This window comes from Paraclostridium dentum (genome assembly GCF_012922555.1).
Classification (GTDB): Bacteria; Bacillota; Clostridia; order Peptostreptococcales; family Peptostreptococcaceae; genus Paraclostridium; species Paraclostridium dentum.
In genome coordinates, this window is sequence record NZ_WIPK01000022.1 from 1 (window position 1) to 21,931 (window position 21,931).

40 protein-coding genes are annotated in these 21,931 nt (G+C 32.7%); all 40 read right to left on the reverse strand.

What is annotated here, in order from left to right:
* Positions 1 to 321: 321 nt before the first annotated feature.
* Positions 322 to 1,038, reverse strand: a complete 717-nt coding sequence (gene cwlD, locus GFJ41_RS16840; protein WP_021431518.1) for an N-acetylmuramoyl-L-alanine amidase CwlD — start codon at positions 1,036 to 1,038, stop codon at positions 322 to 324.
* Between the two features lie 72 nt (positions 1,039 to 1,110).
* Complete coding sequence (gene rpsI, locus GFJ41_RS16845; RefSeq protein ID WP_021431517.1) at positions 1,111 to 1,503, reverse strand: 30S ribosomal protein S9; 393 nt, start codon at positions 1,501 to 1,503, stop codon at positions 1,111 to 1,113.
* Between the two features lie 28 nt (positions 1,504 to 1,531).
* Positions 1,532 to 1,963 carry a 50S ribosomal protein L13 gene (gene rplM / locus GFJ41_RS16850; protein WP_021428215.1) on the reverse strand — a complete coding sequence of 144 codons (432 nt, stop codon included), beginning with the start codon at positions 1,961 to 1,963 and terminating at the stop codon, positions 1,532 to 1,534.
* Between the two features lie 119 nt (positions 1,964 to 2,082).
* Positions 2,083 to 2,814 (reverse strand): tRNA pseudouridine(38-40) synthase TruA, encoded by a 732-nt coding sequence (gene truA / locus GFJ41_RS16855; RefSeq protein ID WP_170075901.1) that lies wholly within the window; start codon positions 2,812 to 2,814, stop codon positions 2,083 to 2,085.
* Between the two features lie 11 nt (positions 2,815 to 2,825).
* Positions 2,826 to 3,623, reverse strand: coding sequence for an energy-coupling factor transporter transmembrane component T family protein (locus GFJ41_RS16860; protein WP_021428202.1), 798 nt, complete (start codon positions 3,621 to 3,623; stop codon positions 2,826 to 2,828).
* Positions 3,617 to 4,483 (reverse strand): energy-coupling factor transporter ATPase, encoded by an 867-nt coding sequence (locus GFJ41_RS16865; RefSeq protein ID WP_021428217.1) that lies wholly within the window; start codon positions 4,481 to 4,483, stop codon positions 3,617 to 3,619. Before GFJ41_RS16865 ends, GFJ41_RS16860 begins: the two co-directional genes overlap by 7 nt.
* Entirely contained in the window at positions 4,471 to 5,310 is an 840-nt protein-coding gene (locus GFJ41_RS16870; RefSeq protein WP_170075902.1) for an energy-coupling factor transporter ATPase, read from the reverse strand. The genes GFJ41_RS16865 and GFJ41_RS16870 overlap by 13 nt, the downstream gene beginning before the upstream one ends.
* Before the next feature lie 333 nt (positions 5,311 to 5,643).
* Entirely contained in the window at positions 5,644 to 5,985 is a 342-nt protein-coding gene (gene rplQ, locus GFJ41_RS16875) for a 50S ribosomal protein L17 (RefSeq protein ID WP_021122040.1), read from the reverse strand.
* A 19-nt stretch (positions 5,986 to 6,004) separates the two neighbouring features.
* A complete protein-coding gene (locus tag GFJ41_RS16880) occupies positions 6,005 to 6,952 on the reverse strand; it encodes a DNA-directed RNA polymerase subunit alpha (RefSeq protein ID WP_021428208.1) in 948 nt (315 codons plus the stop codon).
* Positions 6,953 to 7,029: 77 nt separating this feature from the next.
* Complete coding sequence (gene rpsD, locus GFJ41_RS16885) at positions 7,030 to 7,653, reverse strand: 30S ribosomal protein S4 (RefSeq protein ID WP_021428209.1); 624 nt, start codon at positions 7,651 to 7,653, stop codon at positions 7,030 to 7,032.
* 17 nt (positions 7,654 to 7,670) lie between these two features.
* Positions 7,671 to 8,069, reverse strand: coding sequence for a 30S ribosomal protein S11 (gene rpsK / locus GFJ41_RS16890; protein WP_021428214.1), 399 nt, complete (start codon positions 8,067 to 8,069; stop codon positions 7,671 to 7,673).
* A gap of 24 nt (positions 8,070 to 8,093) precedes the next feature.
* Complete coding sequence (gene rpsM, locus GFJ41_RS16895) at positions 8,094 to 8,465, reverse strand: 30S ribosomal protein S13 (protein ID WP_021122034.1); 372 nt, start codon at positions 8,463 to 8,465, stop codon at positions 8,094 to 8,096.
* Between the two features lie 166 nt (positions 8,466 to 8,631).
* Positions 8,632 to 8,745, reverse strand: coding sequence for a 50S ribosomal protein L36 (rpmJ, locus tag GFJ41_RS16900; RefSeq protein ID WP_003373491.1), 114 nt, complete (start codon positions 8,743 to 8,745; stop codon positions 8,632 to 8,634).
* 34 nt (positions 8,746 to 8,779) lie between these two features.
* Positions 8,780 to 8,998 carry a translation initiation factor IF-1 gene (gene infA, locus GFJ41_RS16905; RefSeq protein ID WP_021122032.1) on the reverse strand — a complete coding sequence of 73 codons (219 nt, stop codon included), beginning with the start codon at positions 8,996 to 8,998 and terminating at the stop codon, positions 8,780 to 8,782.
* A gap of 27 nt (positions 8,999 to 9,025) precedes the next feature.
* Complete coding sequence (locus tag GFJ41_RS16910) at positions 9,026 to 9,301, reverse strand: KOW domain-containing RNA-binding protein (protein WP_021428194.1); 276 nt, start codon at positions 9,299 to 9,301, stop codon at positions 9,026 to 9,028.
* A gap of 21 nt (positions 9,302 to 9,322) precedes the next feature.
* Positions 9,323 to 10,069: a type I methionyl aminopeptidase gene (map, locus tag GFJ41_RS16915; RefSeq protein WP_170075903.1), complete on the reverse strand. Its 747-nt coding sequence runs from the start codon at positions 10,067 to 10,069 to the stop codon at positions 9,323 to 9,325.
* On the reverse strand, positions 10,069 to 10,719 hold the full coding sequence (locus tag GFJ41_RS16920) for an adenylate kinase (protein WP_170075904.1): 651 nt from the start codon (positions 10,717 to 10,719) through the stop codon (positions 10,069 to 10,071). Before GFJ41_RS16920 ends, map begins: the two co-directional genes overlap by 1 nt.
* 14 nt (positions 10,720 to 10,733) lie before the next feature.
* Positions 10,734 to 12,002 carry a preprotein translocase subunit SecY gene (secY, locus tag GFJ41_RS16925; RefSeq protein ID WP_021428206.1) on the reverse strand — a complete coding sequence of 423 codons (1,269 nt, stop codon included), beginning with the start codon at positions 12,000 to 12,002 and terminating at the stop codon, positions 10,734 to 10,736.
* A gap of 44 nt (positions 12,003 to 12,046) precedes the next feature.
* A complete protein-coding gene (rplO, locus tag GFJ41_RS16930) occupies positions 12,047 to 12,490 on the reverse strand; it encodes a 50S ribosomal protein L15 (protein ID WP_021428219.1) in 444 nt (147 codons plus the stop codon).
* 36 nt (positions 12,491 to 12,526) lie between these two features.
* The gene (rpmD, locus tag GFJ41_RS16935) at positions 12,527 to 12,712 is read right to left on the reverse strand and encodes a 50S ribosomal protein L30 (protein ID WP_021127557.1); all 186 of its coding nucleotides are present in this window, start codon (positions 12,710 to 12,712) and stop codon (positions 12,527 to 12,529) included.
* Between the two features lie 15 nt (positions 12,713 to 12,727).
* Positions 12,728 to 13,237 (reverse strand): 30S ribosomal protein S5, encoded by a 510-nt coding sequence (gene rpsE, locus GFJ41_RS16940; RefSeq protein ID WP_021428196.1) that lies wholly within the window; start codon positions 13,235 to 13,237, stop codon positions 12,728 to 12,730.
* 18 nt (positions 13,238 to 13,255) lie between these two features.
* A complete protein-coding gene (gene rplR, locus GFJ41_RS16945) occupies positions 13,256 to 13,624 on the reverse strand; it encodes a 50S ribosomal protein L18 (RefSeq protein WP_021428220.1) in 369 nt (122 codons plus the stop codon).
* Between the two features lie 34 nt (positions 13,625 to 13,658).
* The gene (gene rplF, locus GFJ41_RS16950) at positions 13,659 to 14,201 is read right to left on the reverse strand and encodes a 50S ribosomal protein L6 (protein ID WP_021431511.1); all 543 of its coding nucleotides are present in this window, start codon (positions 14,199 to 14,201) and stop codon (positions 13,659 to 13,661) included.
* 30 nt (positions 14,202 to 14,231) lie between these two features.
* Positions 14,232 to 14,630, reverse strand: coding sequence for a 30S ribosomal protein S8 (gene rpsH / locus GFJ41_RS16955; protein WP_021428203.1), 399 nt, complete (start codon positions 14,628 to 14,630; stop codon positions 14,232 to 14,234).
* Between the two features lie 32 nt (positions 14,631 to 14,662).
* Positions 14,663 to 14,848 carry a type Z 30S ribosomal protein S14 gene (locus GFJ41_RS16960; RefSeq protein ID WP_021127555.1) on the reverse strand — a complete coding sequence of 62 codons (186 nt, stop codon included), beginning with the start codon at positions 14,846 to 14,848 and terminating at the stop codon, positions 14,663 to 14,665.
* Positions 14,849 to 14,865: 17 nt separating this feature from the next.
* Positions 14,866 to 15,408, reverse strand: a complete 543-nt coding sequence (rplE, locus tag GFJ41_RS16965; RefSeq protein WP_021431508.1) for a 50S ribosomal protein L5 — start codon at positions 15,406 to 15,408, stop codon at positions 14,866 to 14,868.
* A 24-nt stretch (positions 15,409 to 15,432) separates the two neighbouring features.
* Positions 15,433 to 15,738 carry a 50S ribosomal protein L24 gene (gene rplX / locus GFJ41_RS16970; protein WP_021428210.1) on the reverse strand — a complete coding sequence of 102 codons (306 nt, stop codon included), beginning with the start codon at positions 15,736 to 15,738 and terminating at the stop codon, positions 15,433 to 15,435.
* A gap of 22 nt (positions 15,739 to 15,760) precedes the next feature.
* Positions 15,761 to 16,129 (reverse strand): 50S ribosomal protein L14, encoded by a 369-nt coding sequence (rplN, locus tag GFJ41_RS16975; protein ID WP_021122016.1) that lies wholly within the window; start codon positions 16,127 to 16,129, stop codon positions 15,761 to 15,763.
* Positions 16,130 to 16,154: 25 nt separating this feature from the next.
* Entirely contained in the window at positions 16,155 to 16,409 is a 255-nt protein-coding gene (gene rpsQ / locus GFJ41_RS16980) for a 30S ribosomal protein S17 (protein WP_021428205.1), read from the reverse strand.
* Positions 16,410 to 16,432: 23 nt separating this feature from the next.
* Positions 16,433 to 16,636: a 50S ribosomal protein L29 gene (gene rpmC / locus GFJ41_RS16985; RefSeq protein ID WP_021122014.1), complete on the reverse strand. Its 204-nt coding sequence runs from the start codon at positions 16,634 to 16,636 to the stop codon at positions 16,433 to 16,435.
* A gap of 1 nt (position 16,637) precedes the next feature.
* Positions 16,638 to 17,069 (reverse strand): 50S ribosomal protein L16, encoded by a 432-nt coding sequence (rplP, locus tag GFJ41_RS16990; protein WP_021428207.1) that lies wholly within the window; start codon positions 17,067 to 17,069, stop codon positions 16,638 to 16,640.
* A 33-nt stretch (positions 17,070 to 17,102) separates the two neighbouring features.
* Positions 17,103 to 17,903, reverse strand: a complete 801-nt coding sequence (gene rpsC, locus GFJ41_RS16995) for a 30S ribosomal protein S3 (protein WP_021428198.1) — start codon at positions 17,901 to 17,903, stop codon at positions 17,103 to 17,105.
* 21 nt (positions 17,904 to 17,924) lie between these two features.
* Positions 17,925 to 18,260, reverse strand: a complete 336-nt coding sequence (rplV, locus tag GFJ41_RS17000) for a 50S ribosomal protein L22 (RefSeq protein WP_021428211.1) — start codon at positions 18,258 to 18,260, stop codon at positions 17,925 to 17,927.
* 33 nt (positions 18,261 to 18,293) lie between these two features.
* Positions 18,294 to 18,575 (reverse strand): 30S ribosomal protein S19, encoded by a 282-nt coding sequence (gene rpsS, locus GFJ41_RS17005; protein WP_021428212.1) that lies wholly within the window; start codon positions 18,573 to 18,575, stop codon positions 18,294 to 18,296.
* A 33-nt stretch (positions 18,576 to 18,608) separates the two neighbouring features.
* Complete coding sequence (gene rplB / locus GFJ41_RS17010) at positions 18,609 to 19,439, reverse strand: 50S ribosomal protein L2 (RefSeq protein WP_025162560.1); 831 nt, start codon at positions 19,437 to 19,439, stop codon at positions 18,609 to 18,611.
* A 31-nt stretch (positions 19,440 to 19,470) separates the two neighbouring features.
* Positions 19,471 to 19,761, reverse strand: a complete 291-nt coding sequence (gene rplW, locus GFJ41_RS17015) for a 50S ribosomal protein L23 (RefSeq protein WP_025162559.1) — start codon at positions 19,759 to 19,761, stop codon at positions 19,471 to 19,473.
* Positions 19,761 to 20,384 (reverse strand): 50S ribosomal protein L4, encoded by a 624-nt coding sequence (rplD, locus tag GFJ41_RS17020; RefSeq protein ID WP_021431504.1) that lies wholly within the window; start codon positions 20,382 to 20,384, stop codon positions 19,761 to 19,763. The genes rplW and rplD overlap by 1 nt, the downstream gene beginning before the upstream one ends.
* Before the next feature lie 28 nt (positions 20,385 to 20,412).
* Positions 20,413 to 21,042 (reverse strand): 50S ribosomal protein L3, encoded by a 630-nt coding sequence (gene rplC, locus GFJ41_RS17025; RefSeq protein ID WP_025162558.1) that lies wholly within the window; start codon positions 21,040 to 21,042, stop codon positions 20,413 to 20,415.
* A gap of 91 nt (positions 21,043 to 21,133) precedes the next feature.
* On the reverse strand, positions 21,134 to 21,445 hold the full coding sequence (gene rpsJ / locus GFJ41_RS17030; protein ID WP_021431502.1) for a 30S ribosomal protein S10: 312 nt from the start codon (positions 21,443 to 21,445) through the stop codon (positions 21,134 to 21,136).
* A 391-nt stretch (positions 21,446 to 21,836) separates the two neighbouring features.
* The coding region (locus GFJ41_RS17035; RefSeq protein WP_332841179.1) for an EF-Tu C-terminal domain-related protein at positions 21,837 to 21,931 on the reverse strand (95 nt) is incomplete at its 5' end.

The following is a 21,931-nucleotide window of genomic DNA, read 5'->3' on the forward strand; positions in this document are numbered from 1 at the left end:
GCTTGGTTGTTTGTGTTTAATTCTTTAAAAAAGAATTTTTATAATTAACCTACTGTTTAATTTTCAAAGTTCTTAATTTGTTTTGCCCTTTTCTTAAGGACAAGTAATACTATACCACCTTGATTTAATAAGGTCAATAGTTTTTTTATATTTTTTTATTCCTAATTAAAAAATATTTTCATTATAAAGTTGAATGTATTGGAATTCCTACGATTCAATTTATTCTTTTTTATATTTAATTTTACATTTATAGACATAAAAGGACATAAAAAAAATAACTTATATACTTAAAAATATAAGTTATTTTTTACATATTTCAATTTAATTATGTACATTTGTTCCAAAATATTTTTGAATACCTGCATATATAGCCCACGCTACTTTTTCTTGATACTTTTCATCGTTCAACAGTTTAGATTCTTTTTCATTAGATAAAAAACCACACTCTATTAATACTGAAGGAATTTTATTATCCTTTAACAAATAAATATCATTACTTGGTTTAACTTCTCTTTGATTTGTTTCATCTACAACTCTTTTTAATTCATCTTGAATAAATTTCGATAACAATTTACTATCATCTTGTCCTTGAGGATAAAAAGTTTGTGCTCCGTAATACTTACTCTGTTCAAATTTATTTAAATGAACAGATACAAACGCATCTACACCTGACTCTTCAATCATTTTCTTTCTATTTTTTAGATTTTCATTGTACTTCTGTCTAGTTGTCTTATCTGGGCTCTCTTCGTACAAGCTAACGTCATCTTCTCTAGTTAACAATACTAAACATCCACTTGATTCTAACAACTCTCTTAGCTTCAATGTTATTTGTAAGTTTATATCTTTTTCTTCCACAGACTCATCATCACTCAAAGCCCCTGGATCTATCCCCCCATGTCCTGCATCTAAAAGAATAACCTTATTAGTCACAGGCATGTACGTTAATACATCTTGAGAATTCTTTTTGACTTCAAATATAAATATAGCCAAAAAACATAAAAGAGCTCCAATCAAACTTACATGCTTAATATATTTCATATAATATCACCCCATATATTATATAAAAAAAGACTTTGGAATATTCCAAAGTCTTTGAGTAAACATATATAATTATCTCTTTGAGAATTGTGGAGCTCTTCTTGCTGCCTTTAATCCGTATTTCTTTCTTTCCTTCATTCTAGCATCTCTAGTTAAGAAACCTTCTTTCTTTAAAGCTGGTCTTAACTCAGCATCTACTGTTAATAAAGCTCTAGATATACCATGTCTTATAGCTCCAGCTTGTCCAGTGAATCCTCCACCTTCAACTTTTACTATAACATCGTATTTGTTTTCAGTTCCTGTTAAAACTAATGGTTGTTTAACATCTCTTATTAAAGTTTCATAGTTGAAGAATTCTTCAACTTTTCTTCCATTTACTATTATATTTCCTTCACCTGCAACTAATCTTACTCTTGCTACAGAGTGTTTTCTTCTTCCTGTTCCATAGTATTGAACGTTAGCCATGATTAACTCCTCCTTTCACCCGTTATGATTATTTAAAGTTTAAAACTTCTGGATTTTGAGCTTCGTGTCCGTGGTTTGGTCCAGCAAATACTCTTAATCTAGTCATCATTCTGCTTCTTAATTTGTTCTTACATAACATACCGCTAACAGCATGCATAACAACCTCTTCAGGTTTCTTTTCCATCATTTCTCTATATGTTATTTCTTTTAATCCACCTACATATCCAGTGTGGTATCTGTACATCTTTTGATCTAATTTCTTTCCTGTTAAAACTACTTTATCAGCATTTACAACAACAACGAAATCTCCACCATCAACGTGAGGAGTGAAAGTTGGTTTATGCTTTCCTCTTAATATTGTAGCTATTTCAGTAGCCATACGACCTAATGTTTTTCCTTCAGCATCAACTACGTACCATTTTCTTTGTACGTCAGCTGGTTTAGCTATATAACTTTTCATTACAAGTCCCTCCTTATCTTATTTCCATATGATATTTTACCGTCTATGTCAAGTCCGGGGCAAGTGGACTTATTAACACACTCTTGTATATTTTAATACATGCACCCTAGTGTGTCAAGCTAATAATCAACTTTTTTGAGAAATAATCCGTGTGCTGGAGCCGTATGTCCTGCCATCGATCTCAACTTTGATTCTATTATGCTCGACATGCTATTATCTATTTTTCCTCTTCCTATATCAACTAACGTTCCAACTATAATCCTAACCATATTATATAAAAATCCATTACCTTCAATCTCTATAACTATCAAGTCTTCACACTTTGAAATATCTATATCATAAATAGTTCTAACTGTATCTTTAACACTTGATCCCGAGCTCATAAATCCCTTAAAATCATGTGTTCCTTTTAATGATTCAGCTTCTTTTTTCATCTTTTTAAAGTCTAAATCATATTTTACAAAATAAGAAATATCACTATATATAGGGCTTCTATATCGATTGTTATATATAATATATCTATATCTTTTTCCTTTAGCTGAATATCTAGAGTGAAAATCTAAATTAACTTCTTCCGCATTTATTATAACTATATCTTTCGGCAACTTAGAGTTTAATGCATTAGGTATTTTTTCAATAGGAATATTACACTCCGTATTAAAATTTGCAACTTGCCCCAACGCATGAACCCCTGCATCTGTTCTTCCAGATCCATTTATTTTTACACTCTCATTAGTTATATCTTTTATTGATTGTTCAATATTACCTTGAATACCCAATGAATCATTTTGCTTTTGCCATCCACAAAATCTTTTACCATTATATTGGATAGTTAATTTTATATTTCTCATATTATACCTCTTTAAACAAATCTTATGAACACTATAATTCCTAAGTATAAAACTTGTACAACATATGCTATATAATCTGCTTTAGTCATTATACACTCTTTCATCTTAGTTCTATTATCTCCACCTCTATAACATCTAGCTTCCATAGCCATAGCTAACTCATCAGCCCTTCTAAAAGCACTAATAAATAAAGGTATTAATAATGGAACTAGGTTCTTAGCTCTATTTATGATATTTTTACTTTCAAAATCTGCTCCTCTAGACATTTGAGCTTTCATTATTTTATCTGTCTCATCTAATAAAGTAGGTATAAATCTTAGAGCTATAGTCATCATCATAGCTAACTCATGAACTGGAAATCCTATTTTTTTAAAAGGATTTAATAGTCTCTCTATACCATCTGTAAGTTCTATAGGTGATGTAGTAAGTGTTAAAAGAGATGTCCCTACAACCAAGAATATAAGTCTTAAAGCCATAAATATAGCTTGACTAACACCTTGGTATGTTATCTTTACAAATCCAAATGACCATATAGGGTCTCCAGGTATAAAAAATATATTAATTACAAATGTAAATATTATAATCCATTTTAAAGGTTTTAATCCTTTCATAATGAACTTTCCTGGTATTTTAGATAAACCTATTACTGCAATTAAGCTTCCTACCACTATTAAATATGGCCAAAATTTATTTATTATAAACAAAGATATCATAAATATAAACGTTGCTATAAGCTTAACTCTAGCATCTAATTTATGAATACTCGAGTTTGTAGGATAATATTGGCCTATTGTTATATCTTTTAACATTTTCCCTTACCTCTCATAACTCTTATTATTTCGTTTTTAATTTCTTCTATAGTAATTGCATCTTCTTTTATCTCAAACCCATGTTCTTTTAATTTTATAGATAATTCCAATACTTGAGGTATATCTAAGCCAATCTCTTTAAGTCTACTAGAGTGGTTATTAAACACTTCTCTTGTAGGTCCCATAAACTCAACTTTACCTGAATTCATAACTATTATAGTCTTTACTAACTTAGCCATGTCATCCATGCTATGAGAAGATAATATTATCGTCATATTCTTTTCTTCATGTAAGTCTTTTATTAACTTGAAAATTTCATCTCTACCTTTTGGGTCTAATCCTGCTGTTGGTTCATCTAGTATTAACACTTCTGGATTCATAGCTATAACTCCAGCTATTGCTACCCTTCTTTTTTGACCTCCTGATAACTCAAAAGGTGATTTATCTTTAAACGCTTCATAATCAAGCCCGACAGCTTCCATAGATGCTTTAATCCTATTGCTTATCTCTTCTTCTCCTAAACCTAAATTTGAAGGTCCAAAAGCTATATCCTTTTCGACAGTTTCTTCAAATAGCTGATACTCAGGATATTGGAATACAACACCTACTTTTTTTCTTATATCTGTTAAGTTTAAATTTTTATCGGTTATATCAAATTCATTTATTAAAATTTTTCCTGATGAGGGTTTAAGAATTCCATTTAGATGTTGAATTAAAGTAGATTTTCCAGAGCCTGTATGACCTATTAATCCAACAAAATCACCTGATTTGATCTCTAATGTTATATCATCTAAAGCTCTACTTTCAAATGGTAACCCTTCATTATATATATGAGTTAAATTTTTTATTACAATTGACATAGTTTCACCACCATCTCATCTACAGTTAATATATCTCCATCTATATCTAATCCTTCTTCTTTAAGTTCTTTACTTAATTCAGTCATACACGGCACATCTAACCCTATACTTTTTAACATTTTCACTTTGGAAAAAACTTCTTTAGGAGTACCTTCCAATACTTTTTTCCCTTTTTCCATAACAATAACCCTATCTGCATCAACAGCTTCTTCCATAAAGTGAGTTATATGCATTATACTTATATTCTCTTCTTTATTTAATCTTTTAATTGTTTTCATTACTTCTTTTCTTCCAGATGGATCTAACATGGCTGTAGCCTCATCAAATATTATGCATTTAGGCTTCATAGCTATTATACCTGCTATTGCTACCCTTTGTTTCTGCCCTCCTGATAATAAATGAGGTTGTCTATCTCTCATATCATACATTCCTACGCTTTTAAGAGACTCTTCTACCCTTTTTCTTATTTCTGGGGGATCTATACCTAAATTTTCAGGACCAAACGCAACATCTTCTTCTACTATAGTGGCTACTATTTGATTATCTGGGTTTTGAAATACCATACCTGCAGTTTGCCTAATATCCCATAAATTTTTTTCTTCTTTTGTATTTAATCCATTTATATAAATATTTCCAGTCGTTGGCATAAGAATTGCATTTAAGTTTTTAGAAAGAGTTGATTTTCCAGATCCATTATGACCTATAACTACAACAAACTCTCCTTGTTTTACATTCAAACTTAAGTTATCTATAGCTTTAAACTTATCCTCTTCTGTTACATATTCAAATGAAATATCTTCAACACTTACTATATCATTAACTTTCATAAACTTTTCTCCTTTTGTTAGTAGTGCTCTTAATTTACAATTTCTATTGTATTATAACACAATTTAAATTCTAAATTAATATAAAAATCCACCTAAAATACAAGTGTCTAACTTTATATTTCATTTTATCATTCATTAAATTTCAAAAGTTATTTGTAAAACAAAAAAATTATTCACATTCATAACTAGACATATAATTCATTTTGTAAATTCAGTATTTTTATTATGTACTTAAATTTTTTCATTTAAATATATAAATCTTGTTTTATAGTTTATCATCATTTTTTTCTTGAATATAAAAAAAGGACTAGGCTAAGCCTAATCCTTTATATACTATACTAATTCTATTAGAGCCATTTCAGCAGCGTCGCCTCTTCTTGGTCCTATTTTTATTATTCTAGTGTATCCACCGTTTCTCTCTGCATATTTCGGAGCTATATCAGTGAATAAGTTGTTAACTACTGTCTCATCTAAAACATAAGCTAAAACTTGTCTTCTAGCATGAAGATCCCCTCTCTTAGCAAGAGTTATCATCTTTTCTGCCATTCTACGAGTTTCTTTTGCTCTAGTAACTGTAGTTTCTATTTTTCCATTTCTTAGTAAGTCTGTTACTAAGTTTCTTAACATAAGATTTCTATGAGCAGTTACACGTCCTAATTTACGGTACTTAGCCATGCTTATCCCTCCTTTGCACTTACTCTTCGCTTGGTTTAAGATTTAATCCAAGTTCTTCTAACTTTTGGATAACTTCTTCTAATGATTTTTTACCTAAGTTTCTAACTTTCATCATATCTTCTTCAGATCTATTAGCTAATTCTTCAACTGTATTTATTCCCGCTCTCTTTAAACAGTTGTAAGATCTAACTGATAAGTCAAGTTCTTCGATAGTCATCTCTAGAACTTTTTCTTTTTGATCTTCTTCTTTTTCTACCATTATTTCAACATTGCTTACATGCTCTGTTAAATCTATGAATAGGTTTAGATGTTCAACTAGAACCTTAGCTGCAAGTGATATTCCTTCTTGAGGATTTATACTTCCATTAGTCCAAACTTCAAGTATTAATTTATCGTAATCTGATTTTTGACCAACTCTAGTATTTTCTACATGGTAGCTAACTTTTTCAACAGGAGTATATATTGAGTCTACAGGAAGAACTCCTATAGGCATATGCTCTGTTTTATTGTCTTCAGAAGATACATAACCTCTTCCTTTGTTAACAGATATTTCCATGTTAAGTTTAGAATTATCATCTAGCGTAGCTATATGTAAATCTTTACTTATTATTTCAACATCTGGAGGACATATTATGTCAGCACCTGTTACTGTGCATGGTCCTTGTGCTTCTATTTTAAGTGTTCTACTTCCTTCACCATCTATAGTAGCTGATAATTCTTTTAATGCTAATATTATTTCTGTAACATCTTCTTTAACACCAGACACTGTTGTGAATTCATGAAGAACTCCATCTATTCTTATAGAGTTAACAGCTACTCCTGGTAAAGAAGATAATAATATTCTTCTTAGTGCATTACCTATAGTTATTCCATATCCTCTTTCTAGAGGCTCTATAACGAATTTACCATATCTATGGTCTTCGCTAATTTCAATTATATCTACTCTTGGTTTTTCTATTTCTATCATGGACAAAACCCTCCTTAAAATTTATTAATCCACTGAGGGTAAACAAAATCTTAAAATATTTTTTATAACTATACTTATTACTTAGAGTAAAGCTCTATTATTAAGTGTTCAGCTATTTCAAGATCTATATCTTCTCTTCCTGGATTAGCAACAACAGAAGCTGTCATGTTCTCTAAGCTAGCATCTAACCATTTAGGAGCTATTCTTGAGCTATTTTCAACTAATCCTTTGAATTTTGCAGAAGATTTAGATGTTTCTTTAACAGCTATAACATCTCCATTAGAAACTGTTAAAGAAGGTATATCTACCTTATGTCCGTTTAAAGTGAAGTGACCGTGTCTTACTAATTGTCTAGCTTCTTTTCTAGAAGATGCTAATCCCATTCTGTAAACTACGTTGTCTAATCTTCTTTCTAATAAGCTTAATAAGTTTTCCCCTGTTATTCCAGGTGTTTTCTCAGCACGCTCATATAAATTTCTGAATTGAGTTTCTAAAACTCCATATATTCTCTTAACTTTTTGTTTTTCTCTTAATTGTAATCCATAGTTAGAAACTTTCTTTCTTCCTTGTCCATGTTGTCCTGGAGCATAGTTTCTTTTAACTATAGCACATTTGTCAGTATAACATCTGTCACCTTTAAGGAATAACTTCATTCCTTCTCTACGACATTGTCTACATGATGCACCTGTATATCTTGCCATTAATTACACCTCCTATATTACACTCTTCTTCTTTTTGGTGGTCTACATCCGTTGTGTGGTATTGGAGTAACGTCTTTTATCATAGTTACTTCTAATCCAGTTGCTTGTAAAGCTCTTATAGCAGCTTCTCTACCAGAACCTGGTCCTTTTACGAATACTTCTACAGTCTTTAATCCGTGTTCCATTGCAGCTTTAGCAGCTGTTTCAGCAGCCATTTGAGATGCAAATGGAGTTGCTTTTCTTGATCCTTTGAATCCTAATTGTCCAGAACTTGCCCAAGATAATGCGTTACCATGAACGTCTGTTAAAGTTATTATAGTATTGTTAAAAGTTGATTGTATATGAGCATGTCCACGTTCTATGTTTTTACGCTCTCTTCTTCTAACACGTGTAACTTTCTTTTTTGGTTTAGCCATTATTCTTCCCTCCTCTTCTAACTATTACTTCTTCTTCTTACGAGATACAGTCTTTCTAGGACCTTTTCTAGTTCTAGCGTTAGTCTTAGTCTTTTGACCTCTTAGAGGAAGACCTTTAGCATGTCTCATACCTCTGTAACATTTTATATCTCTTAATCTCTTTATGTTTAAAGCTATTTCTCTTCTTAAATCTCCCTCAACTAAGAAATCATTGTCTATTATCTTTCTTAAGTCATTTACTTGATCTTCAGATAAATCTTTGATTCTTACGTTAGGATCTATGTCAGCTTTAGCTAATATTTCGTTAGCAGTTGCCTTACCTATACCGTAGATATATGTTAAGCCTATTTCTGCTCTTTTTTCTCTAGGTAAATCTACCCCAGCTATTCTTGCCATACTTTGCACCTCCTACAACTTAACTTTTTTAACTTTTTTCATGATTAAATTTTCTTAAATAATAAGTTAATTCCGGTTCATGTTTATATAAAATCCAAAAAAAGTTTGTTAATTATCACAATATGATATTATACTATAATATTTAACAAAATGCTAGCACAATTTATTAACCTTGCTTTTGCTTGTGCTTAGGATTTTCACATATAACCATTACTCTACCTTTTCTCTTTATTACTTTACATTTTTCACATATTGGTTTTACTGATGGTCTTACTTTCATTATTAATCCCTCCTTATAGACTAGCATCGATAGTCTACTTCTTACGCCAAGTAATTCTTCCTCTTGTAAGGTCATATGGAGAAAGCTCAACATTAACTTTATCTCCTTCAAGAATCCTTATAAAGTTCATTCTTAGCTTCCCAGAAAGATGACATAAAACTTCATGTCCATTTTCTAGCTTGACTTTAAACATAGCATTAGGTAAGTTTTCTGTAACTGTACCCTCAAATTCTATAACATCTTTTTTGGCCATTAACTAACCAAACCTCCATTCAATAAGCTAAACATTGTTTAACTTTCCAAGTTCAGCTCTTAAAAAAGTATTTGTGATAGATTCATCTGACTCTATCTTATTTTTAACCATACAATTAATAATATCATACTTTTGCAAGTGCTTAACTTTTTTTAGTTTAGGATTTTCAAGTTTTCTTTTTTTACCATCTGAGATAAGAACATACTTATCATCAATTATTTTTACTACGAAAAACAATCTACCAGCATCTCTTCCAGATGTATTTTTAACAACTTGCCCTATACTTATGTTATTTGATAGCATAATTTCCACCTACATTTCCGACTATAACTTTGTTAATATCAAAGGTTCATCTTCAGTAATAGCTATCGTATGCTCATAATGAGCTGACCTTTTAGAGTCATTTGTAACAATCGTCCAACCATCACCTAACATTTTAACATAGTGTGTACCATAGTTAACCATAGGCTCTATTGCAAGAACCATACCCTCTTTAAGTTTAGGGCCCTTACCTGGACGTCCATAATTAGGTATTTGAGGATCTTCATGTAGTTGTTTACCAACTCCATGTCCTACAAGGTCTCTAACTACAGAAAAATTGTTGTTTTCTACATGTGTTTGTACTGCGTGCGAAATGTCAGAAAGTCTACATCCTAGTTTAGCAAACTTTAATCCTTCATAGAAGCTTTCTTTTGTTACTTCTATTAATTTCCTATCCTCTTCAGATATTATGCCTACCGCATGTGTTTTTGCTGAATCTGCATGATATCCTTTAAAATAAGCACCGATATCGATACTTATAATATCTCCGTCTTTTAAAGTTTTAGATCCAGGTATTCCATGTACAACTTCTTCATTAATAGAAGCGCATATAGATCCTTTAAATCCGTTATAACCTTTAAAAGATGGGATAGCATTATATTTTCTAATATGATTTTCAGCTATTTCATCTAACTCTAAAGTAGATATTCCCGGTTTAATAGCATCTCTTAAAATCTCATGTGTTTCAGCAACGATTTTACCTGATTCTCTCATAAGTTCAATCTCTTGCTTAGATTTTAAAATAATCATTATTTTTCACTTCCTAGAGCCTCAACTATATCTCCAAATACACTATCTATAGATTGTTGACCATTTATATTAGCTATTATACCTTCTTCAGAATAATAGTTAACTAAAGGCTTAGTTTCATCTAAGTAAACTTGTATTCTTTTTGATACAGTTTCTTCATTATCATCAGCTCTTTGGTAAAGTTCTCCTCCACATACATCGCATACGCCATCTACTTTTGGAGGATTAAACTCAACATGGTAAGTAGCTCCGCAAGATTTGCAGATTCTTCTACCTACTGCTCTACCTACTAATATATCTTTATCAACTTCAATGTTAACAACTTTGTCTAAAGATATACCAACTTCTTTTAGATATTCATCTAAATGTTGAGCTTGAGCTACATTTCTTGGGAATCCATCTAACATGAATCCTTTTTCACAGTCAGATTGAGCTATTCTATCAGTAACTAAACCTACTGTTAATTCATCTGGAACTAAAAGACCTTGATCTATATATCCTTTAGCTTTTTTACCAAGTTCTGTACCTTCTTTTATATTCTTTCTGAATATATCTCCAGTTGATATATGAGGTATATTGTATTTTTCTACTATCCCTGCTGCTTGAGTACCCTTACCCGCACCAGGAGGTCCAAGTAATATTATTCTCATATGATCATCTCCATTTATTTTAAAAAGCCTTGATAGCTTCTCATTACTAGATTTGATTCTAGCTGTCTCTTAAGCTCTAATGCAACACCTACAACTATAAGTAATGATGTACCAGCTAAACTTAAATGTACGCCAGTAAATTTACCTATTATAGAAGGAATTACAGCTATAACAGCTAAGAATAATGCTCCTGCTAAAGTTAATCTTGATAATATTCTATTTAAGTATTCCATAGTTGGATTACCCGGTCTTATACCTGGTATAAAACCTCCACTATTTTTCATATTATTAGTTATATCCTCAGTATTGAATGATATAGTAGTATAGAAATAAGAGAAGAATATTATTAATACAACTTCTATAACTAAATAGATCCAGAATCCTGGCTCTCCAGTTGGAGATAAGAATTTAGTTACAAATGCTTGAGCATCTTTTCCCATAAATATAGCTATAGTTTGTGGGAATGCTAACAATGAACTTGCAAATATAACCGGAATAACTCCAGATTGATTTACTTTCATTGGTATATGAGAGTTTTGGCCCCCATATGTTTTTCTTCCTACAACTCTTTTAGCATATTGTACAGGTATTTTTCTTGTAGCTTCTTGTATATATGTAACCGCAGCTACTGTAAGAAGCGATACTACAGCCATAACTATTAATACCCATAATCCAACGCTTCCGCTTTCAAATTGAGATATTGATTGAGTTATGTCTTTAGGAATTCTTGATATAATTCCTATAAATATTATTACAGAGCTTCCATTACCTAATCCTTTTTCAGTAATCTTATCTCCCATCCACATTAAAAGCATACTTGCTGAAATTAATGTGACTATAACAGTAACTATAAAAAATACACTATCTGTTTGTAAAGCACGTCTCACTATTCCTAGTGTTATACCGATAGCTTGTACTATAGCTAATCCTAATGCTGTATACTTAGTGTATTTATTTATCTTTTTCTTACCTTCTTCACCAGACTTTTGAAGTTCTTCAAGAGACGGGAATCCAATAGTTAAAAGTTGAATGATTATAGATGCCGTTATATAAGGACTGATTCCTAATGCAAATAAGGTAAAGTTGCTAAAAGCTCCTCCTGTAAACATATTATACAGGGAAAGAAGACCGTTTCCGTCAACCATTCCCTTTATAATATCTCTATTAACTCCAGGAACAGGAATTGTACATCCTATCCTAAAGATAACAATCATCATCAAAGTATATAAAATTTTTCTTCTTACATCTTTTATTTTCCAAGCTTGTTTTAAGTTTGACAGCACGTTAAACTCACCCCTGCCTTATGGCCAAGAGTTAGCAGATTAGATTAAACTAATTCTGCTTTTCCTCCAGCTTTTTCTATTTTTTCTTGCGCTGAAGCAGTAAACTTAGCAGCTTTTATAGTTAAAGCTCTTTCTAAGTTACCTTCACCTAAGATTTTAACGCCGTCTTTTTCTATTTTGCTTATTACTCCAGTTGACTTAAGTAATTCAGCTGTTATTTCTGTTCCGTTTTCGAATCTATTTAAAGTTTCTACGTTAACTAGTGAGTAAACTTTCTTACAAGGATTTTTGAATCCTCTCTTAGGAAGTCTTCTAGCAAGTGGCATTTGTCCACCTTCGAATCCAACTCTTACTCCACCACCTGAACGAGACTTTTGACCTTTTTGTCCACGTCCTGAAGTTTTACCTTGTCCAGTAGCAGTACCTCTTCCTAATCTTTTTTTAGAAGAAACTGCACCTTCAGCAGGTCTTAATTCATGTAACTTCATGGATTGCACCTCCCTTAGTATTTGTTTAAATTATTATTATTCAGCTATTTCAGTAACTTCTACTAAGTGACTAACTTTAGCTATTATACCTCTCATTTGAGCGTTGTCTTCTTTAACAACTACTTGCTCTCTTTTTCTTAATCCTAACGCTTCTACGTTCTTTCTTTGGTTAGGAGTAGTTCCTATTGTACTTCTAACTAACTTTATTTGTAATTTAGCCATTTTTTTACTACCTCCTTACCCTAGAAGATCTTCTACTTTTTTACCTCTAAGTTTAGCTATATCTTCAGCTGTTCTTAAAGATTTTAAACCTTCTATTGTAGCATTTACCATGTTTCTTGGGTTGTTAGTTCCTAAAGATTTAGCTCTAACATCCTTTAATCCAGCTAATTCAAGTACAGCTCTAGCAGGTCCCCCAGCTATAACTCCTGTACCTTGAGCAGCAGGCATTATTAATATTTTTCCAGCACCAAAATGTCCGTTTGTTTGGTGAGGTATAGTTGTACCAACCATAGGTACAGTTATTAAATTCTTCTTAGCATCTTCAACTGCTTTTCTTATAGCATCTGGTACTTCCATAGCTTTACCAGCACCTATACCAACGTGTCCGTTTTCATCTCCAACAACTACTAAAGCTGCAAATCTAAAGTTTCTACCACCTTTAACAACCTTAGTAACACGTCTTACTTCGATAACTTTCTCTTGAAGATCAAGTTGTCTTGCATCTATTGGTTTACGACGTAGCATTATTTTCCCTCCTTTGTATTAGAACTTAAGTCCAGCTTCTCTAGCACCTTCTGCTAATTCTTGAACTCTTCCGTGATATAAGTATCCACCTCTGTCAAATACAACTTCAGTTATACCTTTCTCTACAGCTCTCTTAGCAACAAGTTCTCCAACTTTTTTAGCTGCTTCTTTATTTCCACAGTGATTAACAGCACCTTTTATTTCAGCTTCTAAAGAAGATGCAGAAACAACAGTTACTCTGTTTGTATCATCTATTATTTGAGCATATATGTTATTAGAACTTCTAAATATACATAATCTTGGTCTTTGAGTAGTTCCAGTTATTTTTCTACGAACTCTCTTATGTCTTTGAAGTCTATTTGCGTTTTTGTTAGCTTTTTTAAACACAGAGATCACTCCTTTCTAGCTTTTATGTTTGGTATTATTTCTTACCAGTTTTACCTTCTTTACGTCTTACAACTTCACCAGCGTATCTTATACCTTTACCTTTGTATGGCTCTGGCTCTCTCCAAGCTCTTATCTTAGCAGCATAGTTACCTACTAATTGCTTGTCGATTCCTTTAACAACTAATTCAGTTTGGTTTGGAGCTTCAACAGTTATTCCTTCTGGATCTACCATCTCAACTGGATGAGAGTATCCTAAGTTCATAACTAACTTGTTTCCTTGCTTTTGAGCTCTGTAACCAACACCAACTAACTCTAACTTCTTTTCGAATCCAGTAGTAACACCTACTACCATATTATCTATTAAAGTTCTAGTTAATCCGTGTAAAGATCTATGTTTTTTATTATTAGTTGGTCTTTCAACTAATATAGTATTTTCTTCTTTTTTTATAGCTAATTCATTAGTGAATTGCTTTGTTAAAGTTCCTTTTGGTCCTTTTACTGTAACTAAGTTATCCTCAGCTATAGTTACTTCAACACCTGTAGGAACGTTTATTGGCTTAACACCTATTCTTGACATAGTTGCACCTCCTTACATTGTTCGTTTATATTACCAAACGTAGCAGATTACTTCTCCACCAACGCCTGCATTTCTAGCTTGCTTGTCAGTTAATATACCTTTAGAAGTAGATATTATTGATATACCTAATCCGTTTAATACTTTTGGTAATTCTTCTTTAGCAGCGTAAACTCTCATACCAGGCTTAGATATTCTCTTTAATCCTGTTATAACTCTCTCGCCTATTTGTCCGTACTTTAATTGTATTCTTATTATTCCTTGCTTTCCATCTTCTATAACATCGTACCCTCTTATGAAACCTTCTTCTAATAAGATTCTAGCTAATTCTTTCTTCATATTAGAAGCAGGAACATCAACAGTTTCATGCTTAACCATGTTAGCATTTCTTATACGTGTTAACATATCTGCTATTGGATCTGTCATTGTCATAATTGTAAACCTCCTTCCATTTTAACCAAGTCTTACCAACTTGCTTTTCTTACACCAGGTATTTGACCTTTATAAGCTAATTCTCTAAAGCATATACGGCATATACCGAATTTTCTTAGCACAGAGTGTGGTCTACCACATATTGTACATCTAGTGTACTCTCTAGTTGCGTACTTTTGCTTTTTTTGTTGTTTTACAACCATCGCTTTTCTAGCCACTGGAATCCCTCCTTTATTTACTTAGAATATGGCATTCCTAATAATCTTAATAACTCACTAGCTTCTTCATCAGTTTTAGCTGTAGTTACGAATATTACATCCATTCCTCTTACTTTGTCAACCTTGTCGTACTCTATTTCAGGGAATATAAATTGCTCTTTTAATCCTAAAGCGTAGTTTCCTCTTCCATCGAATGCATTAGCATTAACTCCTCTGAAGTCCCTAACTCTTGGTAAAGAAATGTTTACTAACTTGTCCATGAAGTAGAACATCTTGTCAGCTCTTAAAGTAACTTTAGTTCCAACAGGCATTCCTTCTCTTAATTTGAAGTTAGCTACTGATTTTCTAGCCTTTGTTATAACTGGCTTTTGTCCAGATATCATTTCTAATTCTGCAACTGCAGCTTCTAATCCTTTTGGATTTTCTCTTGCATCACCTATACCCATGTTTATTACTATTTTCTCTAACTTAGGTATTTCCATAACATTTTTGTATCCAAATTTCTCCATTAAAGCTGGAGCAACTTCTTTAACATATTTTTCTTGTAATCTAGAAGTCATTTGTGGTCCCTCCTTTCAAGCTTATTATAATTCTTTTCCGCTCTTTACTGATACTCTAACTTTTTGCCCATCTTTAACTTCAACTCTAACTCTAGTACCTTTTCCTGTTTCAGGATCTACTGGCATTACGTTAGATATGTGTATTGGGGCTTCTTTATTTATTATTCCACCTTGTGGGTTAACAGCAGTTGGCTTTTGGTGTTTAGTTATAACGTTAACACCTTCAACTAATACTTTATTAGTTTTAGTGAAAACCTTAGCAACTGTACCTTTTTTACCTTTATCTTTTCCTGCTATAACTACAACAGTGTCACCTTTTTTAACACGCATCATGTCCTATTGCACCTCCTTATTATAGTACTTCTGGAGCAAGAGATACTATCTTCATAAAGTCGTTGTCTCTTAACTCTCTAGCAACAGGCCCGAATATACGAGTTCCTACTGGAGTTTTATCATCTTTTATGATAACTGCAGCATTCTCGTCGAATGATATATAACTACCATCTTTACGTCTTACGCCTTGCTTAGTTCTTACTATAACAGCTTTAACTACTTTACCTTTTTTTACAACTCCACCTGGTGTTGCACTTTTAACAGTTGCAACTATAACGTCACCTATGTTACCATATCTTCTTTTACTTCCGCCTAATACACGGATAGTTAAAAGTTCTTTAGCTCCTGAGTTATCAGCAACTCTTAGACGTGATTCTTGTTGTATCATATCGTAATCCCTCCTTCTCTACAAACTACTTAACTTTCTCTATAACGTCAACTAGTCTGAATCTCTTGTCTTTAGATAAAGGTCTAGTTTCCATTATTCTTACTCTATCTCCGATGCTACATACGTTGTTTTCATCGTGAGCCTTAAATTTCTTAGTTCTCTTAACTGGCTTGTTATATAATGGATGACGTACGAAATCTTCAACAGCAACAACTATTGTTTTTTCCATTTTATTACTAACAACACGGCCTACTCTTACTTTTCTTCTTCCTCTTTCCATGTTTGACAGCCTCCTTTCCAAAATTAAGCTCTAGTTTCGTTTAACTTTCTTTCAGCAAGTATAGTTTTAACTCTAGCTATATCTTTCTTAACGAACTTGATTCTTGCTGTGTTTTCTAATTGACCAGTAGCTAATTGGAATCTTAAGCTAAATAATTCACTTTTAAAACCATTTAACTTGTTCATTAACTCTTCGCTTGTTAAATCTCTTAGTTCTTTAGCTTTCATCCTATTCACCACCCTCTACTTCTAAATCTTCACGTTTCACAAACTTACATTTAACTGGAAGTTTATGCATAGCAAGTCTCATTGCTTCTCTAGCTTTATCTTCTGAAACACCTGCTAATTCGAACATAACTCTTCCTGGTTTAACTACTGCTACCCAGTATTCTGGTGAACCTTTACCAGCACCCATACGAGTTTCTGCAGGTTTTCTTGTTACTGGTTTGTGAGGGAATATCTTTATCCAAACTTTTCCCCCTCTTTTTATATATCTAGTCATAGCTATTCTGGCAGCTTCTATTTGGTTAGAAGTTATCCAAGATGGCTCTAAAGCAACTAAACCGAACTCTCCATAAGTAACTTTGTTACCTTTATGAGCCTTTCCAGCTAAGCTACCTCTGTGTACTCTACGACGTTTTACTCTTTTTGGCATTAACATGAGTATTTTCCTCCTTCCTTAACTGTGCTTCTATTAAGCTTGTTTATTCTCAGTTCTTTGAGGTCTTGGTCCTCTGTTGTTTGATCTATTGTTGTTAGATCTATCATTTCTTCTGTCGTTTCTTCTATCGTTTCTTCTGTTGTCTCTTCTATCTCTTCTATTGTTATCTCTTCTATCTTCTCTTGGGTTTACACCGTTTCTAGTTGGTAAAACTTCTCCGTTGCATATCCAAACTTTGATACCAGTCTTTCCATAAGTAGTGTTTGCTTCAGCAAATCCGTACTCTATGTCAGATCTTATTGTTTGAAGAGGTACATTTCCTTCGCTGTATCCTTCAGTTCTAGCCATTTCAGCTCCACCAAGTCTACCAGAAGCAGATACTTTTATACCTTTAACTCCTGATTTCATAGCTCTTTGTATTGCTTGCTTCATAGCTCTTCTGAAAGCAACCCTTCTTTCTATAGCTAAAGCTATATTTTCAGCTACTAATTGAGCTTCTTTATCAGGGTTTCTAACTTCTACTATGTTAACTATAACATTTTTCTTAGTCATTTTTTCTAACTCAGCTTTAAGAGCTTCTATTCCAGCTCCACCTTTACCTATAACTACACCTGGCTTAGCAACGTGTAAGTCTAGCTTTAATTTGTTTGCTGATCTTTCTATTTCTATCTTAGCAACACCAGCTGAGTATAATTTATTCTTTAAGAATTTACGTATATTATGGTCTTCTAATAATAAGTTTCCGAACTCTTTTTTATCAGTTGCGAACCATCTTGAGTCCCAGTCCTTTATAACACCGACTCTTAAACCGTGTGGATTAACCTTTTGACCCATGTGTTTCCCTCCTATCTATTATTATTTTTTCTCTTTAAGAACAACCTCTATGTGAGAAGTTCTCTTTCTTATCATAGTTGCACGACCCATAGCTCTAGGCATGAATCTCTTCATAGTTGGTCCTTGATTAGCAACTATTGAAGCTATATATAAATTTTCAACATCCATCTCGTGATTGTTTTCTGCATTAGCTTTCGCTGATTTTACAACCTTAGCTATTATTGAAGCAGCTCCTCTTGGAGTATACTTTAATATTGCTAAAGCTTCATCAACATTTTTTCCTCTAACAAGGCCGCATATTTGACCTGCTTTTCTAGGTGATACACGTACGTATTTTGCAGTAGCTTTTGCTTCCATTACAATTTCCTCCTTCCTTAGTTAGATCTTTAATTATCTTCTCTTATTAGATTTTTCGTCGTCCTTGTGCCCTTTGAAAGTTCTTGTAGGAACGAATTCACCTAACTTGTGTCCAACCATATCTTCAGTTATATAAACTGGCACATGTTTTCTTCCATCATGTACAGCTATTGTATGTTCAACCATTTGTGGGAATATAGTTGAAGATCTTGACCAAGTCTTTATAACTTCTCTATTTCCAGAAGCATTCATATCTTCTATCTTCTTTAAAAGTCTTGCATGTATAAAAGGTCCTTTTTTAGTTGATCTTGACATTTTATTTCCTCCTTTCGAGCAAAAATAAATCTATTACTTAGTTCTTCTTGATACGATTAACTTATCAGAAGCTTTATTTTTCTTTCTAGTTTTATATCCAAGTGCTGGTTTACCCCAAGGAGTAACTGGATTAGCTCTACCTATTGGAGATCTACCTTCCCCTCCACCGTGTGGATGGTCACAAGGGTTCATTACAGAACCTCTAACTGTAGGTCTTATACCCATATGTCTTTTTCTACCAGCTTTACCTATAACAACGTTACCGTGTTCTAAGTTTCCAACTTGTCCTATTGTAGCTTTACAATTTATGCTTACTAATCTCATTTCACCTGATGGTAATCTTAGTAATGCAGTTTTTCCTTCTTTAGCCATTAATTGAGCAGATGCTCCAGCAGATCTAACTAACTGAGCTCCTTTTCCTGGCTTTAATTCAACGTTGTGTACTACTGTACCAACTGGCATATCTTTTAATGCCATTGCGTTACCTGGCTTTATATCAGCTTCTGGTCCTGATAATATAGTATCTCCAACTTGTATTCCAACTGGAGCTAGTATATATCTTTTTTCACCGTCAGCATAGTTTAATAATGCTATGTTAGCAGTTCTATTTGGATCATACTCAACAGTAGCAACCTTAGCAGGTATTCCATCTTTATTTCTCTTGAAATCTATTATTCTATATTTTCTTCTGTTTCCTCCACCTCTGTGACGAACAGTTATTTTACCATGTACGTTTCTTCCAGAATTCTTTTTTAATGAAACTAAAAGAGATCTTTCTGGTTCATTACAAGTTATTTCATCAGAAACTAAAACTGTCATTTGTCTTAAGGCAGGAGAAGTTGGTCTAAACTTTTTTATAGCCATCTGTTTTCCCTCCTTTGTTTATTAAGGTTAATTACATACCTTGGAAGAATTCTATTTCTTTACTATCAGCAGCTAACTTAACTACTGCTTTCTTGAAACTTGCAGTTCTTCCTTCGTTTCTACCCATTCTCTTAACTTTTCCATCGTAGTTTAAAGTATTTACTTTATCAACTTTAACTCCGAATATGCTTTCTACAGCTTTCTTTATTTCAGTTTTGTTTGCGCTTTTAGCAACAACAAAAGTATATTTCTTCTCAACCATTTCAGTCATACTTTGTTCAGTTACAACTGGTTTCATTATTATATCATGTGGATTAGTCATTATGCGTACACCTCCTCCACTTTCTTAACTGCGTCTGTAGTTATTACGAAAGTATCGTACTTTAATATGTCATAAACGTTTATAGTATTAACTGTAGCAGCTTGAACACCTTCTATGTTTCTAGCTGATTTTACAACGTTCTCGTTCTTTTCAGCTGTTACTACTAAAGCTTTCTTAGAAGCATTTATGTTCTTTAATATTTGAACGAATTCTTTAGTTTTTGGAGCTTCCATATTTAAAGCATCTAAAACTATTATTTCGTTGTTTTGAACTTTAGATGATAAAGCTGATTTTATAGCTAATCTTCTAACTTTCTTTGGTAAAGTGTAACTGTAATCTCTTGGCTTAGGTGCAAAAGCAACTCCTCCACCAACCCATTGTACAGCTCTTATAGAACCTTGTCTAGCTCTACCAGTTCCTTTTTGTTTCCAAGGTTTTCTTCCGCCACCTCTAACTTCTGCTCTAGTTTTAGCAGATTGAGTACCTTGTCTCTTGTTTGCTAATTGATTTTTAACTACTTCGTATAATACGTGCTCGTTAACTTCAACACCGAATATAGCTTCTGCTAATTCGATTTCTCCAACATTTTGTCCATTAACATTTAATATATTTAATTTTGGCATTGTGCTTCCTCCTTTCTTAGGTTAGTTATTATTTAGAAGCCTTTACTGCTTCTTTTATAGTTACTACTGAACCTTTAGCTCCTGGTATAGCACCCTTAACTAATATAAGGTTCTTATCAGCATCTACTCTAACTACTTCTAAGTTTTGAACAGTTACTGTAACGCTACCCATGTGACCAGCAAGTTTTTTGTTTTTGAAAACTCTACCTGGGAAAGAACATGCTCCCATTGAACCTGGTCTTCTGTGGTATCTAGAACCGTGAGATTCAGGACCTCTTGATTGACCATGTCTCTTTATTGGACCTTGGAATCCCTTACCTTTACTTGTTCCAGTAACATCTATCATTTCTCCAGCTGCAAATATATCAGCTTTCATTTCTTGTCCTACTGTGAACTCTTCTACTGAATCCATTCTGAATTCTTTTAAGTGTTTCTTTAATACGTTAGCAGCAGCAAGATGTCCTTTTTGAGGCTTGTTTAAAGATTTCTCTTTAGCATCTACAAAACCTACTTGAACTGCATTGTATCCTTCTTTTTCTGTTGTTTTTATTTGAGTAACCACTACTGGTCCTGCTTCAACAACAGTTACAGGTACTACATTCCCTGCTTCAGTGAATATTTGAGTCATTCCTAACTTTTTTCCTAATATTCCTTTCATATCGCACCTCCTATAATCTTACAGCGGATTATGATTTCTCATAATCATTCTAAGATAGTTGCCTTATAGGATCGTATCTTAGAGGCTTATCTTATAACTTTATTTCTATATCAACACCAGCTGGTAAGTCTAACTTCATTAATGAGTCAACTGTCTTAGGTGTTGGGTTTGCTATGTCTATTAATCTCTTATGAGTTCTCATTTCGAATTGCTCTCTAGAGTCCTTATACTTGTGTACAGCTCTTAATATAGTTACAACTTGCTTTTCAGTTGGTAGTGGCACAGGTCCTGAAACTTGTGATCCAGCTTTTTTAGCAGTTTCAACTATTTTAGCAGCTGAAAAATCTAATAATTTGTGATCATATGACTTTAATCTTATTCTTATTTTTCCATTGTTAGCCATTTTAGTTTCCCTCCTTTATCGTACGTTTAATTTTTTTGGTTACGCACGACTGATACCGATACACAGTTCCGGGTGTGTTGTGTTTTTTTAAAAATCGGCATCTCGTCGCCTATCTCTAGGATATTACTTTACTTGTCTTTCATTTCGCATCTCTCAAGCACACTATTATATTTTATATTATTTTTTACTTTTTTTCAAGTTTTTTTTATAATTTTACAAAATATTTTTTGTATGTAAAACTTACTACAAATTTTGTGTTGAGAATCTTAACGGGTACTAAGATAGTATATATTCTTTCAACAATTTTGTCAATGTTTTTTATTTTTAAATAAGCCAATAAAAAAAGGAAGATGTTAAACATCTTCCTTTTATATATACAGTGGATAATAGATTACTCTATTATAGAAGAAACAACACCTGATGCTACTGTTCTTCCACCTTCTCTTATTGCGAATCTTAATCCTTCTTCTATTGCTATTGAGTTTA